The sequence below is a fragment of the Stenotrophomonas sp. GD03794 genome, assembly GCF_029842145.1.
GTDB classification, from domain to species: Bacteria; Pseudomonadota; Gammaproteobacteria; order Xanthomonadales; family Xanthomonadaceae; genus Stenotrophomonas; species Stenotrophomonas riyadhensis.
The window spans coordinates 1-17,255 of record NZ_JAOCFV010000009.1 but is presented as its reverse complement, the minus strand read 5'-3'; the positions used below and the strand labels follow the sequence as shown (position 1 = coordinate 17,255).

At 67.3% G+C, this 17,255-nt stretch carries 15 protein-coding genes and 1 riboswitch; of the genes, 13 read left to right on the top strand and 2 right to left on the bottom strand.

Annotated elements, in window-relative coordinates; all coding sequences use genetic code 11:
- Positions 1-27: 27 nt before the first annotated feature.
- The 7 genes from hflK to N5D91_RS07295 all read left to right on the top strand — a co-directional run bounded on the left by hflK (position 28) and on the right by N5D91_RS07295 (position 7,931).
- The gene (gene hflK, locus N5D91_RS07325) at positions 28-1,161 is read left to right on the top strand and encodes an FtsH protease activity modulator HflK (RefSeq protein WP_049401370.1); all 1,134 of its coding nucleotides are present in this window, start codon (positions 28-30) and stop codon (positions 1,159-1,161) included.
- Positions 1,158-2,021 carry a protease modulator HflC gene (locus N5D91_RS07320; protein ID WP_088026795.1) on the top strand — a complete coding sequence of 288 codons (864 nt, stop codon included), beginning with the start codon at positions 1,158-1,160 and terminating at the stop codon, positions 2,019-2,021. The genes hflK and N5D91_RS07320 overlap by 4 nt, the downstream gene beginning before the upstream one ends.
- A gap of 67 nt (positions 2,022-2,088) precedes the next feature.
- On the top strand, positions 2,089-2,274 hold the full coding sequence (locus tag N5D91_RS07315) for a DUF2065 family protein (RefSeq protein WP_180855359.1): 186 nt from the start codon (positions 2,089-2,091) through the stop codon (positions 2,272-2,274).
- A 325-nt stretch (positions 2,275-2,599) separates the two neighbouring features.
- The gene (locus tag N5D91_RS07310) at positions 2,600-3,892 is read left to right on the top strand and encodes an adenylosuccinate synthase (RefSeq protein ID WP_006463282.1); all 1,293 of its coding nucleotides are present in this window, start codon (positions 2,600-2,602) and stop codon (positions 3,890-3,892) included.
- Positions 3,893-4,009: 117 nt separating this feature from the next.
- Positions 4,010-4,648 carry a hypothetical protein gene (locus tag N5D91_RS07305; RefSeq protein WP_180855358.1) on the top strand — a complete coding sequence of 213 codons (639 nt, stop codon included), beginning with the start codon at positions 4,010-4,012 and terminating at the stop codon, positions 4,646-4,648.
- A 110-nt stretch (positions 4,649-4,758) separates the two neighbouring features.
- Positions 4,759-6,882 (top strand): methyl-accepting chemotaxis protein, encoded by a 2,124-nt coding sequence (locus N5D91_RS07300; protein ID WP_180855357.1) that lies wholly within the window; start codon positions 4,759-4,761, stop codon positions 6,880-6,882.
- A 347-nt stretch (positions 6,883-7,229) separates the two neighbouring features.
- Positions 7,230-7,931 (top strand): alpha/beta hydrolase, encoded by a 702-nt coding sequence (locus tag N5D91_RS07295; protein WP_180855363.1) that lies wholly within the window; start codon positions 7,230-7,232, stop codon positions 7,929-7,931.
- Between the two features lie 9 nt (positions 7,932-7,940).
- Here the strand turns inward: N5D91_RS07295 and N5D91_RS07290 are convergent, their stop codons facing one another.
- On the bottom strand, positions 7,941-8,315 hold the full coding sequence (locus N5D91_RS07290) for a hypothetical protein (RefSeq protein WP_180855356.1): 375 nt from the start codon (positions 8,313-8,315) through the stop codon (positions 7,941-7,943).
- Positions 8,316-8,422: 107 nt separating this feature from the next.
- Between N5D91_RS07290 and N5D91_RS07285 the strand changes: the two genes are divergently transcribed.
- From N5D91_RS07285 to N5D91_RS07275, 3 genes are all read left to right on the top strand, one after another.
- Positions 8,423-9,145: an AraC family transcriptional regulator gene (locus tag N5D91_RS07285; protein ID WP_164162805.1), complete on the top strand. Its 723-nt coding sequence runs from the start codon at positions 8,423-8,425 to the stop codon at positions 9,143-9,145.
- An 82-nt stretch (positions 9,146-9,227) separates the two neighbouring features.
- Complete coding sequence (locus N5D91_RS07280; RefSeq protein WP_014038111.1) at positions 9,228-10,595, top strand: amino acid permease; 1,368 nt, start codon at positions 9,228-9,230, stop codon at positions 10,593-10,595.
- 103 nt (positions 10,596-10,698) lie between these two features.
- Positions 10,699-11,109 carry a VOC family protein gene (locus N5D91_RS07275; protein ID WP_180855355.1) on the top strand — a complete coding sequence of 137 codons (411 nt, stop codon included), beginning with the start codon at positions 10,699-10,701 and terminating at the stop codon, positions 11,107-11,109.
- Positions 11,110-11,201: 92 nt separating this feature from the next.
- Here the strand turns inward: N5D91_RS07275 and gcvP are convergent, their stop codons facing one another.
- A complete protein-coding gene (gcvP, locus tag N5D91_RS07270; RefSeq protein WP_180855354.1) occupies positions 11,202-14,069 on the bottom strand; it encodes an aminomethyl-transferring glycine dehydrogenase in 2,868 nt (955 codons plus the stop codon).
- 62 nt (positions 14,070-14,131) lie between these two features.
- A riboswitch (glycine riboswitch) is annotated at positions 14,132-14,234 on the bottom strand.
- 300 nt (positions 14,235-14,534) lie between these two features.
- Here gcvP and N5D91_RS07265 point away from each other — a divergent pair.
- The 3 genes from N5D91_RS07265 to N5D91_RS07255 form a co-directional block, all read left to right on the top strand.
- Positions 14,535-15,761 carry a multidrug effflux MFS transporter gene (locus N5D91_RS07265; protein WP_106469715.1) on the top strand — a complete coding sequence of 409 codons (1,227 nt, stop codon included), beginning with the start codon at positions 14,535-14,537 and terminating at the stop codon, positions 15,759-15,761.
- Positions 15,762-15,902: 141 nt separating this feature from the next.
- Positions 15,903-16,799, top strand: a complete 897-nt coding sequence (locus N5D91_RS07260; RefSeq protein ID WP_180855353.1) for a siderophore-interacting protein — start codon at positions 15,903-15,905, stop codon at positions 16,797-16,799.
- Positions 16,800-16,867: 68 nt separating this feature from the next.
- The coding region (locus N5D91_RS07255) for a hypothetical protein (protein WP_279908488.1) at positions 16,868-17,255 on the top strand (388 nt) is incomplete at its 3' end.

The window sequence follows — 17,255 nt, the reverse complement described above, 5'->3', positions numbered from 1 at the left end:
CGCAGCCCAAATCTTGATGGAGCGTGCATGGCCTGGAATACACCCGGCGGCAACAAGGGCGGACAAGGCCCCGAGGACAATCGACGCGGGCCGTTCGGGTCGCGCGGCGGTGGCAATGGTGGTGGCTGGGGCGGACTGCCCGGGCCGCTGAAGGACCTGTTCGACGGCGGCATCATGCGTTGGGTGGTGGCGGCTGTCGTGTTGCTGGTGCTGTTCTCCAGCTTCCAGCTGATCGGCGAACAGCAGCGTGGCGTGGTGCTGCGCTTCGGCCAGTTCTCGCGCATCCTGCAGCCCGGCCCGAACTTCAAGCTGCCGTGGCCGATCGAATCGGTCACCAAGGTCAATGCCACCGAGATCAAGACCTTCTCGATCCAGGTGCCGGTGCTGACCCGCGACGAGAACATCGTCAACGTCTCGCTGAACGTCCAGTACCGCATCGACGACCCGCAGCAGTACCTGTTCGGCACGGTCGATGCCAACCAGGTGCTGGAGCAGTCGGCGCAGAGCGCGGTGCGCGAGGAAGTCGGCCGTGCCGACCTCAACGCGGTGCTGAACAACCGTGGCCCGCTGGCCGTGGCCGCCGAGGAGCGCCTGCAGGCACTGCTGAAGGCGTTCAAGACCGGCCTGACCGTGACCGGCCTGACCCTGCAGGACGCCCGTCCGCCGGAAGAAGTGAAGCCGGCCTTCGACGAGGTCAACGGTGCCCAGCAGGTCAAGGAACGCCTGATCAACGAAGCCCAGGCCTACGCCGCCAAGGTCGTGCCGGAAGCCCGAGGCCAGGCCTCGCGCGCCCGTACCACCGCCGAAGGCTACAAGCAGGCCGTGGTCTCCAAGGCCGAGGGTGACGCGCAGCGCTTCAGCCTGTTGCAGGCCCAGTACAAGGACGCCCCGGAAGTGACCCGCAAGCGCCTGTGGCTGGAGACCGTGCAGCAGGTGCTGAGCGAGAACCGCAAGGTGATCGGTGGCGATGGCCGCCAGCTGATCTACGTGCCGATGACCGGCGATACCCGTCCCACCACCTCGGCGCCGCCGGGAGTGACCAATCCTGAGGTGGTGATGCCGTCGCTGCCGGGTGCAGCGGCGGAAGCTTCCCGTGATCCGGGCCGGCCGGTGGGCCGCCCGACCGGGCGACCGAGCGGCCGTGAGGAGGGCAGCCGATGAAGAGTCCTATCTGGATCGCCGTGATCGTGGCGGTGGTGCTGGGCCTGCTTGGCTCGGTGTACGTGGTCCGCGAGGACCAGACCGCCATGGTGCTGAACCTGGGCAAGGTGGTGCGTTCGGACATCAAGCCGGGCCTGCACTTCAAGGTGCCGGTGGTGGAAACGGTGAAGGTCTTCGACCGCCGCTTCCAGGTGCTCGACACCGCCCCGGCGCGTTACTTCACCGCCGAGCAGAAGGACGTCAGCGTCGACTTCTTCGCCATCGGCTACATCTCCAACGTGGGTGACTACTTCCGTGCCACCGGCGGCGATCCGCGTATCGCCAATGCCCGCCTGGCGCCGATCATCACCGACTCGCTGCGCAACCAGATCAACTCGCGCACCCTGCAGCAGCTGGTGTCCGGCGACCGCAGCGAGCTGATCGCCGAGCAGCTGAAGGGGATCAACGAAGCGGTGGCCGGCCTCGGCATGCAGATGATCGACCTGCGCATCAAGCAGGTGGACCTGCCGACCGACAGTCAGGTGATCAATGACGTGTACGAGCGCATGCGTGCGCAGCGCAAGCAGGAAGCGGCCAAGCTGCGTGCGGAGGGCGAGGAGCAGTCGCTGACCATCCGCGCCCAGGCTGACCGTGACAGCACCGTGCTGATCGCCGAAGCCGAGCGTGATGCACAGCGCCTGCGCGGTGAAGGCGATGCCGATGCGGCGCGCATCTACGGCAAGGCCGGCTCGGCCGACCCGTCGTTCTATGCGTTCTACCGCAGCCTGGAGGCCTACCGTGGCTCCATGAGCGACGGCAACGGCGTGATCGTGCTCGACAAGAACGACCCGTTCCTGCAGTACCTGAAGAACGACCGCTGAGGTCGCAGGGCAGTACCCCACGGGGCCCGGCCAGATGCCGGGCCCCGTGCTTTTTCCGGAGTCCCCCATGCAAGATCTGTTCGCCGCCGTCTGCCTGGTGGCGGTGCTGGAAGGCCTGTTCCTGTTCGTCGCCCCGTTCGCCTGGAAGCGCATGGCCGAGCGCCTGCTGGACCTGCCCAGCCCGGCCCTGCGCAGCTTCGGCGGGCTGGTGCTGCTGGCCGGCCTGAGCCTGCTGTGGTGGGCCCGGCATTGAAAGGGTCGTGCCTGACCGGCCGGTACATGCGTGGCGCGGCTCTGGTAGATGCCAACCTTGGTTGGCATTGCCGGCCAGCGGCCGGCACGACCGGGCGGGGCGCCTGACCGGCCGGTGAAGCCGTCCGTCGGAAAGGTGGCACCCGACCCCGGAAACCCGGATAATGCACAAAAGCCGGACGGGCCTCCCCGTTCGGCTTTTTCCGTGTCTGGGCCTTCCATCGCCGGCTGCTCCCCGTTTGGAGCCGCCTTCCAGGTGCTGGCCAGCCCCGCCACGGTTCAACCGTCCGCGGCCCCGATGGCCGCAACAAATCGAGGAGCCCGTCATGGGTCAGTCTGTCGTAGTGTTGGGTGCCCAGTGGGGCGATGAAGGCAAGGGCAAGATCGTCGATCTGCTCACTGAGGAAATCGGCGCCGTCGTGCGCTTCCAGGGCGGCCACAATGCCGGCCACACCCTGGTCATCAACGGCAAGAAGACCGTCCTGCACCTGATTCCGTCGGGCATCCTGCGTGACGACGCGCTGTGCCTGATCGGCAACGGCGTGGTGATCTCGCCGGCCGCGCTGCAGAAGGAAATCGCCGAGCTGGAAGCCTCCGGCGTGGAAGTGCGTTCGCGCCTGAAGATCTCCCCGGCCGCGCCGCTGATCATGCCGTACCACATCGCCCTGGACCAGGCGCGCGAGCGCGCTGCCGGCGGCAAGGCGATCGGCACCACCGGCCGTGGCATCGGCCCGGCCTACGAAGACAAGGTGGCGCGTCGCGGTATCCGCATCGCCGACCTGCATTACCCGAAGCAGCTGGAAGAACTCCTGCGCACTGCGCTGGATTACCACAACTTCGTGCTGACCAAGTATCTGAACACTGACGCGGTCGATTTCCAGAAGACCTTCGACGAAGCGCTGGCCTTCGGCGAATACGTGCAGCCGATGAAGTCCGACGTGGCCGGCATCCTGCACGACCTGCGCAAGCAGGGTAAGCGCGTGCTGTTCGAAGGCGCGCAGGGTGCGCTGCTGGACATCGACCACGGCACCTACCCGTACGTCACCAGCTCCAACACCACTGTTGGTGGTGCGCTGGCCGGTTCCGGCGTCGGCGCCGATTCGATCGACTACGTGCTGGGCATCGCCAAGGCCTACGCCACGCGCGTCGGCGGCGGCCCGTTCCCGACCGAGCTGGACGACGAAGTCGGCCAGGGCATCCGTGACCGCGGTGCCGAGTACGGTGCCTCGACCGGCCGTCCGCGTCGTTGCGGCTGGATGGACATTGTCGCGCTGAAGCGTGCCGTGGCCATCAACGGCATCAGCGGCCTGTGCATCACCAAGCTGGACGTGCTGGATGGCATGGAAAAGCTGAAGGTCTGCATTGCGTACGAATACAACGGCAAGCGCACCGAATACGCGCCGCTGGACGCGCAGGGCTGGGAAGACTGCACCCCGGTGTACCTGGAGTTCCCGGGCTGGAGCGAGAACACCCACGGCATCACCAACTGGGACGAGCTGCCGCCGGCCGCACGTGCCTACCTGCGTTCGCTGGAAGAGCTGGCCGGTTGCCCGATCAGCATCGTCTCCACCGGCCCGGACCGCGACCACACCATGGTCCTGCAGGATCCGTTCGCCTGAGGTAGCGCCGGGCGCTGCCCGGCGTAGGTGACAGGAAGAGCCCCGCGAAAGCGGGGCTTTTTCGTTACTGTGTCGGCACGGCCAGCAGGGAAGTGACGTGATGACCCGGATGTCAGCGTGAAGGGCGTAACGGTGGTGCGGATCACCCTGTGGGTGCTGTGGAGCCTTTGGGCGCTTGCCTGCGCGGTGCTGGTGCTGGGCGCGATCGCCAACTACATGGCCTCACGCACGCAGGTGCTGCCTCTGGTGCTGAGCCCGGGTGCGACGGCCGAGGTCACGGTCTACCGCTTCATTGATGACCAATTGCGGCTGCGCCTGCGTTACGCGGATGACGGTACTGCCACGGCGATCGACCCTGAGGTGCGCCTGCGCGCGGAAACCCCGACAGATCAAACTGACTTCCGCGCCGAAACGCGTTCGGGCGTGCCGGGCTCCGGCATTACCCGCGCGCTGGAATCGGTTGAGCCTGGTGGATTTGCCGCCTCGTACTTCGGCTATGGCCGGGGGGATGCGCTGCCGCGCGGGCGTTCGTGGCTGCGGGTGACCGTTCTGGAGGTCGAGCCCGCGCTGGCGGGGCGCGTGGCCTCGGTGGAACTGCTGCCACCGATGGACGTGCTGAAGCTGACTGACCTGGACTACGTGTGGCTGTGGCCGTTCTTCTTCTGGAAGGTGGCGGCGTTGTTCCTGCTGATTCCGGGCGCTGCGCTGGCGGTGTTCACCTTCCCCCCGCGGCGCTGGCAGCGCCGGGTGCCGTGACCGCCGTGCCATCACCTCTCTGAACCGTACCCGGCCGGATGGCATGGTCGCCATCAAGCCACGCCCGGCAGCGGCCGATAGGGGCGCATCCCCCCGTTTTGGATGTACCGATGAACTACTTGAGGAATGTCAGGGTTGCCTGGCGTCTTGGGCTGGGCTTTGGCCTGTTGCTGCTGCTGGTCGCCGCCGTGGTGGCCACCGGCGCCACCGCCAGTGTCGTGCAGAAGCGCGCGATGCAGCAGGTGGTCGACGTCAGCGTGGCCAAGGTGCGCCTGCTGTCGCAGATGCTCGATGCCAACAACCAGATGATGGTGGTGCGCCGCGAGATGCTGATCCGCCAGGGCGAAGACCGCGGCCACGACGAGCAGCGCATCGCCGATCTGGTGAAGCGCTACGAGGCCAGCTGGACCGCCTACCAGGCGCTGCCCAGCGACGCCGACGGCAAGGCCATTGCCGAAACCATCGCGGCCAAGCGTGCCATTGCGCGCCCGCTCAACAAGCAGACCAGCGAACTGATGGAGCAGGGCGACTACCCGGGCGCCGTGGCGCTGACCCTGGGGCCGGTGCAGGAAGCGGCCAATGGCTGGAACAAGGCGCTGTCCGATGGCGTGGACTTCGAAGAGAAGGAAAGCCGTGATGCCGCCGCCGAGGCGATTCGTCTGGGTGAGCGCAGTCTGCTGCAGCTGCTGGTGCTGGGCGGTGTCGCGCTGCTGGTGGGCATCGGTGCCTCGGTGATGATCGGCCGCAGCCTGACCGGCCCGCTGGCCCGCGCCGTGAACCTGGCCGAACGCCTGTCCAAGGGACAGTTGGACCAGGAGTTTCGTCTTGGTGGCCGCGATGAACTGACCCAGCTGGGCGAAGCCATGGCCAGTGTGCGGCAGAGTGTGCAGGCGGCGATCGGCGCACAGCTGCAGATGGCAGAGCAGCATGAGGCCGGCGCGATCCGCTATCGCATGGACGTCACGGCGTTCCCCGGTGACTTCGGCCGCATGGTGCAGGCCACCAACAGCCTGGTCGAATCGCACGTGCAGGTGGAGCTGCTGATGGCCGAGGTGATGCAGCGCTACGCCATCGGCGACCTCAGCCGTGACCTGCCGGATTACCCGGGCGAGAAGGGCACGCTGACCCGCACCCTGGCGGCAGTGAAGCAGAGCCTGATGGCAATCAACGCGCAGATCGATGAACTGGCCCGCGCCGCGCGCGCCGGTGATTTCAGCATGCGTGGCGACGCCGCTGCATTCCAGTTCCAGTTCAAGGCGATGGTCGAGCACCTCAACGGCATGATGGCCAGTTCACAGGCCAGCATCGCCGATGTCTCCGACGTGCTGCGCGCGATCTCGCACGGCGACCTGACCGCACGCATGGACGGCGAGTACGACGGCGTGTTCGCCCGTATGCGCGACGACGCCAACACCACCACCGCACAGCTGACCGGCATCGTGCGAGGCATCCAGGTGGCTGCCGACAGCATCAACAACGCGGCGCAGGAACTGGCCGCCGGCAACAACGACCTGTCGCGCCGTACCGAGCAGCAGGCAGCCAATCTGGAAGAAGCGGCCGCATCGATGGAGGAACTGACCTCCACCGTGCGCCAGAACGCCGAGCTGGCGCGTCAGGCCGACAGTGAAGCGCATGCCGCCGGTGCCGCTGTACGCGAGACCGAACAGGCGATGGCACAGATGGCGTCGGTCATGGGTGAGATCGACCAGTCCTCGGCACGCATCTCGGAAATCTCCACGGTGATCGACGGCATCGCGTTCCAGACCAACATCCTGGCGCTGAATGCTGCAGTGGAAGCGGCGCGTGCAGGTGAGCAGGGCCGTGGTTTCGCCGTGGTCGCCAGCGAAGTGCGCACGCTCGCACAGCGTGCCGGTGTCGCCGCCAAGGAGATCAAGGAACTGATCGAAGACGCCGCTGCGAAGGTGAAAAGTGGCCTGGCAGTGACCGTTGAATCGGAGGCGGCGATCGCGCGCGTGGCGCAGGCAAGTTCGCGCACGACCCAGCTGATGAGCGACATCGCTGCGGCGAGCAAGGAGCAGGCCGCCGGTATCGAGCAGGTCAACCAGGTGGTGGTGCAGATGGACCAGGTGACCCAGCAGAACGCTGCGCTGGTGGAAGAAGCCACCGCGGCCAGTCGCGCGCTGGAAGAACAGGCGCATGCACTGACCACGTCGGTGTCGGTGTTCAAGGTGGAAGGCGAAGCTGCTTCAGTTGTGCCGCGTCGCGCAGCCTGAGCAGGCTGCTGAACCCGTGACAGGAATACGGCCGCCCTGGGCAGCCGTATTCCCGTTGCCTGCCCAGAGAGGCGGACACACCGCCATCATTGTTCAAAGACACATGCCGAGCCTGGCCCCCACGGCATACAGCACGATCAGGGTAGGGGGCGTCACCAGCAGGTAGACGGTCGTCCAGGTCTTTCCGGCCAGCTGAGCCAGCGTGGCTTGCGCATGCCGCCTTCTCCGTTCCGTCGGGACCACCAGCGTAGCGCCACGTGTGCCGCCGTGCACTTCCTTGGGCCGAGCCAATGAGTGAAGCTGCAGGCAGGGAACCGCGCGAAGAAACCTGAAGGGTGATCAACGTGATGAATGCCGTGATGCTGCCGGTCGTGATGCTGCCAGGTCTGGATGGCACCGGCCTGCTGTCGGCGCACTTCGTAGAGGCGATGCAGGCGCGGGGCATCCAGATGCAGGTGCTGCCGATGCCCGCGCGGGGACCACAGGACTACACGACGTTGGCGTCGATCCTGCGCCCGCAGCTTCCGGCATCTCCTTTTGTGCTGCTGGCCGAATCGTTCGCCGGTCCCCTGGCCGTTGAGCTGGCGGCGGCGCCACCGCCGGGCCTGCGAGGGTTGGTACTGAGTACGACCTTCGCACGGAGGCCGGTGCCGCTGCCTGCGGCGAGCGCACGGATACTGGCTCCGGCGTGGCCGTTGCCGCCACTGGCGTTGATGGCCCGGTTGCTGCTGGGGCAATGGCGGACGCGTGCGAACCTGCGCGAGCTGAGCCTGGCAATCACGCAGGTGCCAGCGGCAACCCTGCGCCAGCGTGCTGCGGCGACGCTGCAGGTGGATGTTCGTGCACTGCTGCCGGAACTCGTGTTGCCGACGCTGTGCCTGCATGCCCAGCAGGACCGCCTGCTATGGCCGCCCAGCGTGGCCGAGCTGCAGGTCCTGTTGCCCGATGCCCGCCATGTGTCGTTGCAGGGGCCACATCTGCTGCTGCAGGCGCGCGCTGATGCAGCTGCAGCCGAAATTGCCGCGTGGATGAGGACGCTGTCGCCCTGATCGAAGGGCTCAGCCGCGCGCGCGGGTACGTGCTGCTTTCTTCGCCGCCACCTTGCGCACGGTCTTCTTCGCCGCACGGGTCTTCGCCGCCTTCTTTGCGGCAGCGCTGCGTGAAGTGGTGGTGCTGGCCTTCTTGGCCACCGCCTTCTTTGCTGCTTTCTTCTTGGCCGCCTTGCGGGCCGGCGCCTTCTTCGCCGTTGCCTTCTTCGCCACCTTGCGCCCACTGCCACTGCGCTTGCCACCGCCATCCTGCTTGTTCACAGTGGCCCAGGCGATGCGCTCTGCGGTGCTTTCGCTGGCACCGCGCTCGCGCTCGCTCTCTTCGATGTGCTCGGCCTGGCGCTTCTGCTTTTCGGTATAGGCGGACTTGTCACCGCGGGGCATGGCCGGTTCTCCGGTGGGGGCTGGCCCCCACGGTGGGCCTGGCGGCGTTAAGCGCAAGTCCCGCAAGGGTGATCGCACCGGCAAGGGGCCTCGGCTATGCTTGTGGCATGCGAGTCGAGCCCGCCGACATCGAAGCCCTGTTCGACGCCATCCCGGATGTGCTGTTCTTCATCAAGGACCTTCAGGGGCGTTACACCCACGTCAACCAGACCATGCTGCGGCGGCTGGGCCTGCGCGCGCGCAAGGACGTGATCGGGCGTACCGCGGCTGAAATCTACCCGACCGGCCTCAGTGCGGACTACGTCGACCAGGACGCCCGCGTGCTGTCCGGCGAGGTGATCGAGAACCTGATGGAGCTGCACCTGTTCGCCAACCGCGAACCGGGCTGGTGCCTGACCTGCAAGCGCCCGCTGGTGGTCGATGGGACCATCGAGGGCCTGATCGGCATATCCCGCGACCTTGGCCAGAAGGACAGCCTGGGCACCCAGTACGAGCAGCTGCGGCTGGCGCTGGCCCACCTCAATGCGCACTACGCCGAGAACGTGCGCATGCAGACCCTGCTCGACATCACCGGCTTCTCGCTGTCCAAGCTGGAGCGCAGTTTCCGCAAGGTGTTCCAGATGACCCCGCAGCAGGTGCTGACCCGGCTGCGGATCCAGATGGCCATGCACCTGCTGCACGGCGACGACAGCATCGCCTGCATCGGCCAGGCCTGCGGTTTCAGCGACCAGAGCGCCTTTACCCGCAAGTTCAAGGCTGAAACCGGTTTCTCGCCGCGCGCCTACCGCGCCCGTATTGGTGGCAACGTCGGCGAGCCGGCGCTGGCCTGAGCGGCCTGCTGCGCTGTGCCTATCCCCATGGGCACGGGACAGGGTAAGGTGTCGCCCCTGTAGCCCGCCGCCAGCCCCGCCGATGCCCAACTCGATTCCGACCGCTTCGCCGTCCCGCCTCGGACATTCGCTCAAGCCCCGCCAGCTGATCATGATGGGCTTGGGCAGCGCCATCGGCGCCGGCCTCTTCCTCGGCTCGGGCGTGGGTGTGCAGGCGGCCGGTCCGGCGGTTCTGGTGTCGTATCTGGTCGCTGGTGCGCTGGTGATCATCGTGATGAACGCGCTGGGTGAGATGGCGGCGGCCAAGCCCACCAGCGGCGCGTTCTCGGTGTATGCAGCCGACGCCATGGGCGCTACCGCCGGTGCCACCGTGGGCTGGCTGTGGTGGGTGCAGCTGGTGATCGTGATCGCCGCCGAAGCAGTGGGTGCAGCCGGGCTGCTGGCCACGGTCTGGCCGGCGATACCGGTACCGATGGCGGCGTTGGCCTTCATGCTGTTCTTCACCGCGATCAACCTGCTCGGAGTGAAGAACTTCGGGGAGTTCGAATTCTGGTTCGCCATCCTCAAGGTGGCGGCGATCCTGGCCTTCATCGCCATCGGTGTGGCGCTGCTGATGGGCTGGCTGCCGCAGGTGACCTCGCCGGGCCTGAGCAACTTCACCGAGCATGGCGGCTTCGCGCCGAAGGGGCTGGCCGGGATCGGCGCGGCACTGCTGGTTGTCGTTTTTGCCTTTGGCGGTACCGAGATCGTGGCCGTGGCGGCGGCCGAAACCGAAGATCCCGAGCGCAGCATCGCCCGTGCCATCCGCACCGTGGCCTGGCGCATCCTGGTGTTCTACATCGGCTCGCTGAGCGTGATCATCGCCGTGGTGCCATGGACCAGCGAGGCACTGAAGTCGCCGTTCGCCGCCGTGCTGGACATCGCCCGCATCCCGGGCGCCGGTACCGCCATCACCCTGATTGCCGTGATCGCGCTGCTGTCGGCGCTCAATGCCAACCTCTACGGTGCCTCGCGCATGATGTATTCGCTGGCGCAGCGTCGTGAGGCGCCGGCCGTGTTGGGCTGGACCGATCCGCGCCAGGTGCCGGTGATCGCTGTGCTGGCCAGCGTGCTGTTCGGTTTCGCCGCCACGGTGATGGAGCTGCTGTTCCCGGACAGGGTGCTGCCGGTGCTGCTGAACATCGTCGGTTCCACCTGCCTGCTGGTGTGGACGCTGTCGCTGGTCTCGCAGCTGGTACTGCGTCGCCGCGCGGATCGCCTGGGTACCCGGCTGCCGTTCCGCATGGCCGGCTTCCCGTGGTTGACCTGCTGCGCGCTGGCGATTCTGGCACTGATCTTCGGCCTGCTGCTGAGCGAGTCGCACACCCGGCTGCAGTTCCTGTCGATGGTGGCACTGACCGCCACGATCGCCGCCAGCAGCGCCATCGCGCGGCGCATGCGCGAGGCGTGACTGAAGCTGCCGGCCAGCGGCCGGCACTACCACGGGGGCTGCACATCTGCCGTGCCATCCTGATCGCGTGGGCCGTCACCGGCCCGTCGACCAGGAGCACCGCATGCTGCGCAGCCGTCCCTTCCTGATGTTCACCGGCCAGGCCGAGGCCGCGTTGGCCCTGTACGCCGAAGCCTTTGCCGATTTCCGCCTGCTGGCCCTGCAACGCCACCCCGAGGGGGCCGGCGCCGGTGTGCCTGGGCAGGTCCGCCAGGCGATCTTCCTGCTCGGTGGCACCCACTACCTGTGCTTCGACAGCCTGGACGTGCACGAATTCACCTTCACCCCGTCGATCTCGTTGTTCGTCGAGTGTTCCGGTGCCGAGCAGTTCGAACGTGCCGCACGCGTGCTGGGTGAGGGCGGCCACTGGCTGATGCCGGTGGGCGACTATGACTTCAGCAACCGCTATGGCTGGGTGCAGGACCGCTTCGGGGTGTCGTGGCAGCTGAGCCAGGGGCAGATGCCGGACCCGTGATCGGATGTTTGTGGGTGTGGGCCCTGGTCCATACGCCCTTATGAAAACGGCCCGCTTGCGCGGGCCGTTTTCTTTACCGATGCAGCGAGGAATCACGCCTCGACTTCATCATCCTTGTAGGCATCGACCGGGATGCAGGCGCACATCACGTTCTTGTCGCCGTACACGTTGTCGACACGGGCCACCGGCGGCCAGTACTTGCTCTGCTTCAGGCTGGCCAGCGGGAAGGCGGCAAGTTCGCGCGGGTAGGCGTGGGTCCACTCGCTCGCGGTTACTGCGGTGGCAGTGTGCGGTGCGTTCTTCAGCGGGTTGTCCTCGCGGTCCAGGCGGCCGTCTTCGATCGCGGTGATTTCCTCGCGGATCTGGATCATCGCGTTGATGAAGCGATCCAGCTCGTGCAGCGACTCGCTCTCGGTCGGTTCGACCATCAGCGTGCCGGCCACCGGGAAGCTCAGGGTCGGGGCGTGGAAGCCGAAGTCGATCAGGCGCTTGGCCACGTCCTCGGCACCGATGCCGCTGGTCTTCTCCAGCGGGCGCACGTCCAGGATGCACTCATGCGCCACCAGGCCGTTGCGGCCGGTGTACAGGGTCTTGAAGTGCGGGGCCAGGCGCTTGGCGATGTAGTTGGCATTGAGCTGCGCGACCTGGGTGGCCTTGCGCAGGCCTTCGGTGCCCATCATCGCGATGTACATCCAGCTGATCGGCAGGATCGAGGCGCTGCCGAAGCTGGCTGCGCTGACCATGCCGACCGGGCCGTGGTCACCCAGCTTGCCCGGCAGGAACGGGGCCAGGTGCTCCTTGACCGCGCACGGGCCGACGCCCGGGCCGCCACCGCCGTGCGGGATGCAGAAGGTCTTGTGCAGGTTCAGGTGCGAAACATCCGAACCCCACTTGCCCGGCTTGGCCACGCCGACCAGGGCGTTCATGTTGGCACCGTCGGTGTACACCTGGCCGCCGTGCTTGTGGATGATCTCGCAGATCTCCACCACCTCTTCCTCGAACACGCCGTGCGTGGACGGGTAGGTCATCATGATCGCGGCCAGGCGGTCGCTGTACTTTTCGGCATTGAGGCGGATGTCCTCGACATCGACGTTGCCGTTGGCATCGGTCTTGGTGACCACCACCTTCATGCCGCACATCTGTGCCGAGGCCGGGTTGGTGCCGTGCGCCGAGTCCGGAATCAGGCAGATGTCGCGATGTTCCTCACCGCGCGAGCGGTGGAAGGCGCGGATCGCCAGCAGGCCGGCGTACTCGCCCTGCGCGCCGGAGTTCGGCTGCAGGCTGACCGCATCGTAGCCGGTGCACTCGACCAGCATCGCTTCCAGCGTATCGATCAGTTCCTTGTAGCCCAGCGCCTGGTCGGCCGGCACCAGCGGGTGGATCTGCGAGAACTCCGGCCAGGTCACCGGGATCATCTCGGCGGTGGCGTTGAGCTTCATGGTGCACGAGCCCAGTGGGATCATCGTGCGGTCCATCGCCAGGTCCTTGTCGGCCAGCGAACGCAGGTAGCGCAGCAGTTCGTGCTCGCTGTGGTGGGTGTTGAACACCGGGTGGGTCAGGAATGCGGACTGGCGCAGCAGGCCCGCCGGCAGGGCATCGGCGGTGCTGGCATCCAGCGCGTCGACATCCAGTGCGGCACCGAATACGGCAGCCACGGCAACGATGTCGGCGCGGGTGGTGGTCTCGTCCAGGCTGATGCCGACCGAGTCGCTGTCGATCGCGCGCAGGTTGTAGCCGGCGGCGCGGGCCTTGGCGTGGATCTCATCGGCGTGCACGCCAGTGACATGCAGGGTGTCGAAGAAGTCGCCACCAACCTGCACGCCGGCCTTGCGCAGCGCCGCAGCCAGGATCGAGGCCAGGCGATGGGTGCGGCGGGCGATGCGGGTCAGGCCTTCCGGGCCGTGGTAGACGGCATACATCGACGCCATCACCGCCAGCAGCACCTGTGCGGTACAGATGTTGGAGGTGGCCTTCTCGCGGCGGATGTGCTGCTCGCGGGTCTGCAGGGTCAGGCGGTAGGCCGGGTTGCCCTGGGCATCGACCGAGACGCCGATCAGGCGGCCCGGCATCGAGCGCTTGTAGGCGTCGCGGCAGGCCATGAAGGCCGCGTGCGGGCCACCGAAGCCGAACGGCACGCCGAAACGCTGGCTGTTGCCGACCACGATGTCCGCACCCCATTCGCCCGGGGCGGCCAGCAGGGTCAGCGCCAGCAGGTCGGTGGCCACGGCCACCAGGCCGCCGCGTGCGTGCACGGCATCGACCAGCGCCTTGTAGTCGCCGACCTGGCCGAAGGTGTCCGGGTACTGCAGCAGCAGGCCGAAGGCTTCCGCTTCCAGCGCTTCGGCCGGGGTGCCGACGCGCAGCACGATGCCCATGGGCTCGGCGCGGGTGCGCAGCAGCTCCAGGGTCTGCGGGTGCACGGCGTCGTGCACGAAGAAGGTGTCCGACTTCGACTTGGCCGAACGCTTGGCCAGGGTCATCGCTTCAGCGGCGGCGGTGGCTTCGTCCAGCAGCGAGGCGTTGGCGATTTCCATGCCGGTGAGGTCGGCGCACAGGGTCTGGAAGTTGATCAGCGCTTCCATGCGGCCCTGCGAGATTTCCGCCTGGTACGGGGTGTAGGCGGTGTACCAGGCCGGGTTTTCCAGGATGTTGCGCAGGATCACGTTCGGCGTGTGGGTACCGTAGTAGCCCTGGCCGATGAAGCTGCGCAGCACGGTGTTCTTGTCGGCGATCGCACGGATCTTCGCCAGTGCCTGCACTTCGGTCATCGACTCCGGCAGCGCCAGCGGCGCCGGCGACTTGATCTTGGCCGGCACGATGGCATCGGTCATCGCATCCAGCGACGCGTGGCCGACGACGTCGAGCATCTGCGCGATCTCGGCATCGTTGGGACCGATGTGGCGCTCGACGAACGCGGAATGATGCTCGAGCTCACGCAGGGAAGGGGTGTTCTGGGACATGGCGAAGGATCCGTCAGGAAAGGGCACACGCACGGGCACAAGCCGCCGGTCGGCGGTCTGCGGGGCGCCCCTCTGTCCTTTTGCCTGAGAGTTTGGAAGCGCGGCGAACCGCAGCTTCGTGCCCCTTCGGCGCCGGATCGAACCGGTCTCTCCAGAGTTGTGTTACGGGTGGTATCGGGCCTGAGCGATTACGGGCGTTGCGCCTTCGGCAGCGGTGTTCCGCTTCTCCCACCGTGTTGCCCGCCGATTATAGCCCGTTGCGGGCGCGCCGGCCGCCTTCGGACCTGGCCGCCGCGCCTGAATGGCCGATGGCCCGTCCGTGCGTTTTGTGCACTGCTGCATGGCATCAGGCGCAATCCCCACCTATGATGGGCGGATACCCGAATTCATCTGGCGCCGTCCCTGCTGCAGGGGGACCGGCGCCCGCCGTGCGTGCCGCGCATGGCCCTCCCGGACGCCTTTCCCATGACCGCCGCTGTTGCTCCCTCCACCCGCCGCATGGCCCTGCTGCTCGCCGGCCTGGCCATGTTCGGTCCGTTCTCGATCGACACCATCTTCCCGGCGTTCCCGCAGCTGGCCCAGCGCCTGGCGGTGGACGAGGTGGCAGTGCAGCAGACCATCAGCGTATACCTGCTGTTCTACGGCCTGATGAGCCTGGCGCACGGCCCGCTGTCCGATGCCTGGGGCCGCAAGCGGGTGATCCTTGGCGGCCTGGTGGTGTTCGTCGGCGCTTCGGTTGGCTGCGCGCTGTCCACCGACCTGACCACGCTGCTGGCGTTCCGCGCGCTGCAGGGACTGTCCGCGGGCGTCGGCATGATCGTCGGCCGCGCGGTGATCCGCGACCTGTACCACGGCCACGACGCGCAGCGACTGATGAGCCAGGTGTCGATGCTGTTCGGCATCGCACCGGCGATCGCACCGATCATCGGTGGCTGGATCCTGCTCAGCGGCGCCGGCTGGCCACTGATCTTCTGGTTCCTGGTGGTGTTCGCACTGGTCCTGCTGGCGGCGACCGCACGCTACCTGCCGGAAACCCATCCGGTGGAGGCACGGGTGCCGTTGTCGCCGCGCGTGCTGATGCGCGATTACGTGCGCATTGGTTTCAACCCGCGGTTCCTGCGCCTGGCGCTGGCCGGCAGCATCGGTTTCGGCGGCATCTTCCTGTACATCTCCTCGGCGCCGGTGTTCGTGATGCAGCACCTGCATCTGGGCGAGGGTGGTTTTGCCTGGCTGTTCATCCCCACCATCGGCGGCATGACCACCGGCTCGTTCCTGTCGGGGCGCATGGCCGGGCACACCACGCCCACCCGCCAGGTCGCCATCGGTTTCGTCCTGTGCGCGCTGTCGGTGCTGCTGAACGTCGGCTACGTGGCGCTGGCCCCGCAGTTCGTGCTGCCGTGGGCGGTGCTGCCGATCTTCCTGGGCGGCATGGGCATGGCGCTGATTTTCCCGATCCTGGCGCTGGCGGTGCTGGACATGTACCCGCACCAGCGCGGCCTGGCCTCGTCGCTGCAGGCCTTCGTGCAGCTGATGATCAGCACGGTGGTGGCCGGCGTGGTGTCGCCGCTGCTCAGCGCCAGCCCGCTGCACCTGGCGTTGGGCCAGGCCGCCTTCTTCGGTGCTGGTTTCGTGTTCTGGTACTGGGAACACCAACGTGAACGCGCGGCGCAGGCAGTCTGCACGGGTCACTGAGCAGCGTGCAGGGGTAGGGCAGGCCGCGACGCCCGCAGCGCTTGCGACGGGAAACCACGGGACTAGGCTGGGCACTCCAGCCAGCCGGTGCACAGGTGCACGACAGCCAGCCAATCCGATGCCGTTGCATGAGGTTCCCCCATGGCTGCGCAGCAGACCTACCGCCTGTTCGAGGTGGCGCTGAAGGAGCGCCGCGTTCTCTCCCCTTCCCTGGACCGCATGGTGTTCACTGGTGCCGACGTGGCGCGGATGAAGACCGAAGGCCCGGACCAGCGGATCAAGGTGTTCTTCCCCTTGCCCGGCCAGGACCTGCCGCAGGTCCCCAGCGGCGAGGACTGGTACCCGCGCTACCGGGCGCTGCCGGATGATCAGCGCCCGCCGATGCGCACCTACACGATCCGCCAGCTACGCGCCGAGCAGGGCGAGGTCGACGTCGATTTCGTCATCCACGGCGTGACCGGGCCCGCTTCGCGCTGGGCCATGCATGCAAGGCCGGGAGACCGCGTGGTGCTGCTGGCCCCGGACGCCGACTGCGCCGAGAGCAGCGAAGGCTGGGAATGGAAGCCGCCGGCCGGCGTTGGCCAGGTGCTGCTGGTGGCTGACGAGACCGCGTTGCCGGCAGTGGCCGGGATTCTCGAGGAACTGGCGGCCATGGTGGATCCGCCGCGCACGCTGGCCCTGCTGGAGGTGGCGCAGGCCGGTGATGCGGTTCCCCTGAAGGCGCCGGTCACGGCCGAGCTGGTCTGGTTGCCGCGCGGGCAGGCGACGTACGGGCAGCCCCTGCTGCAGGCAGTGCAGGCGCGCTTGGCGGCGGCGTCGAGCGTGGCTGCCGACGATGCGCTGGAAGAGATCGACGTCGACGCGCAGATCCTCTGGGAGCAGGCCGATGCCAGTGTGGGCGGACCGCTGTATGCCTGGGTGGCAGGCGAGGCAGGGGCCGTGATGGCGATCCGTCGCCATCTGGTCCGCGACTGTGGGCTGGACCGCCGCGCGATCACCTTCATGGGCTACTGGAGGCACGGCAAAGTACTGGACTGAGGCGACGTGAAGCGGTACTGCGGGCGGGGTGCGCTATCCTTGCGCCCCCCTCGCAGCGGTACCGCACCATGTCCACCAGCTCCAAGACCCGCCGCGACCAGCGCCGTCGCCAGGAAAAGCAGGCCGCCAACAAGGCCGCTGCCCAGGCCTCGCCGGTGGAGCCGCATGCCGAGCTGCGCGATGCGCAGCGCACCCTGCTGGCCGGTGTCGTGCGCCGTGATGGCGAATGGGTGCTGGGCATGGATGGCCGCATCGCCGGGCACAGTGACTCGGCCGCGCAGGTGCTGGCGCTGATCATGCAGGCCGGTGAACTGCACGAGCGCAACGGTACGCCGGTGCGCCTGATGTATTCCGATGCGCTGCGCGATGCCGCGCAGGCCGAAGCGAAAGAGAAGGGCCAGACCTTCGAAGAATTCAAGGCCGAACTGGCTGCCGCGATGGCGGCGAAGAAGGACA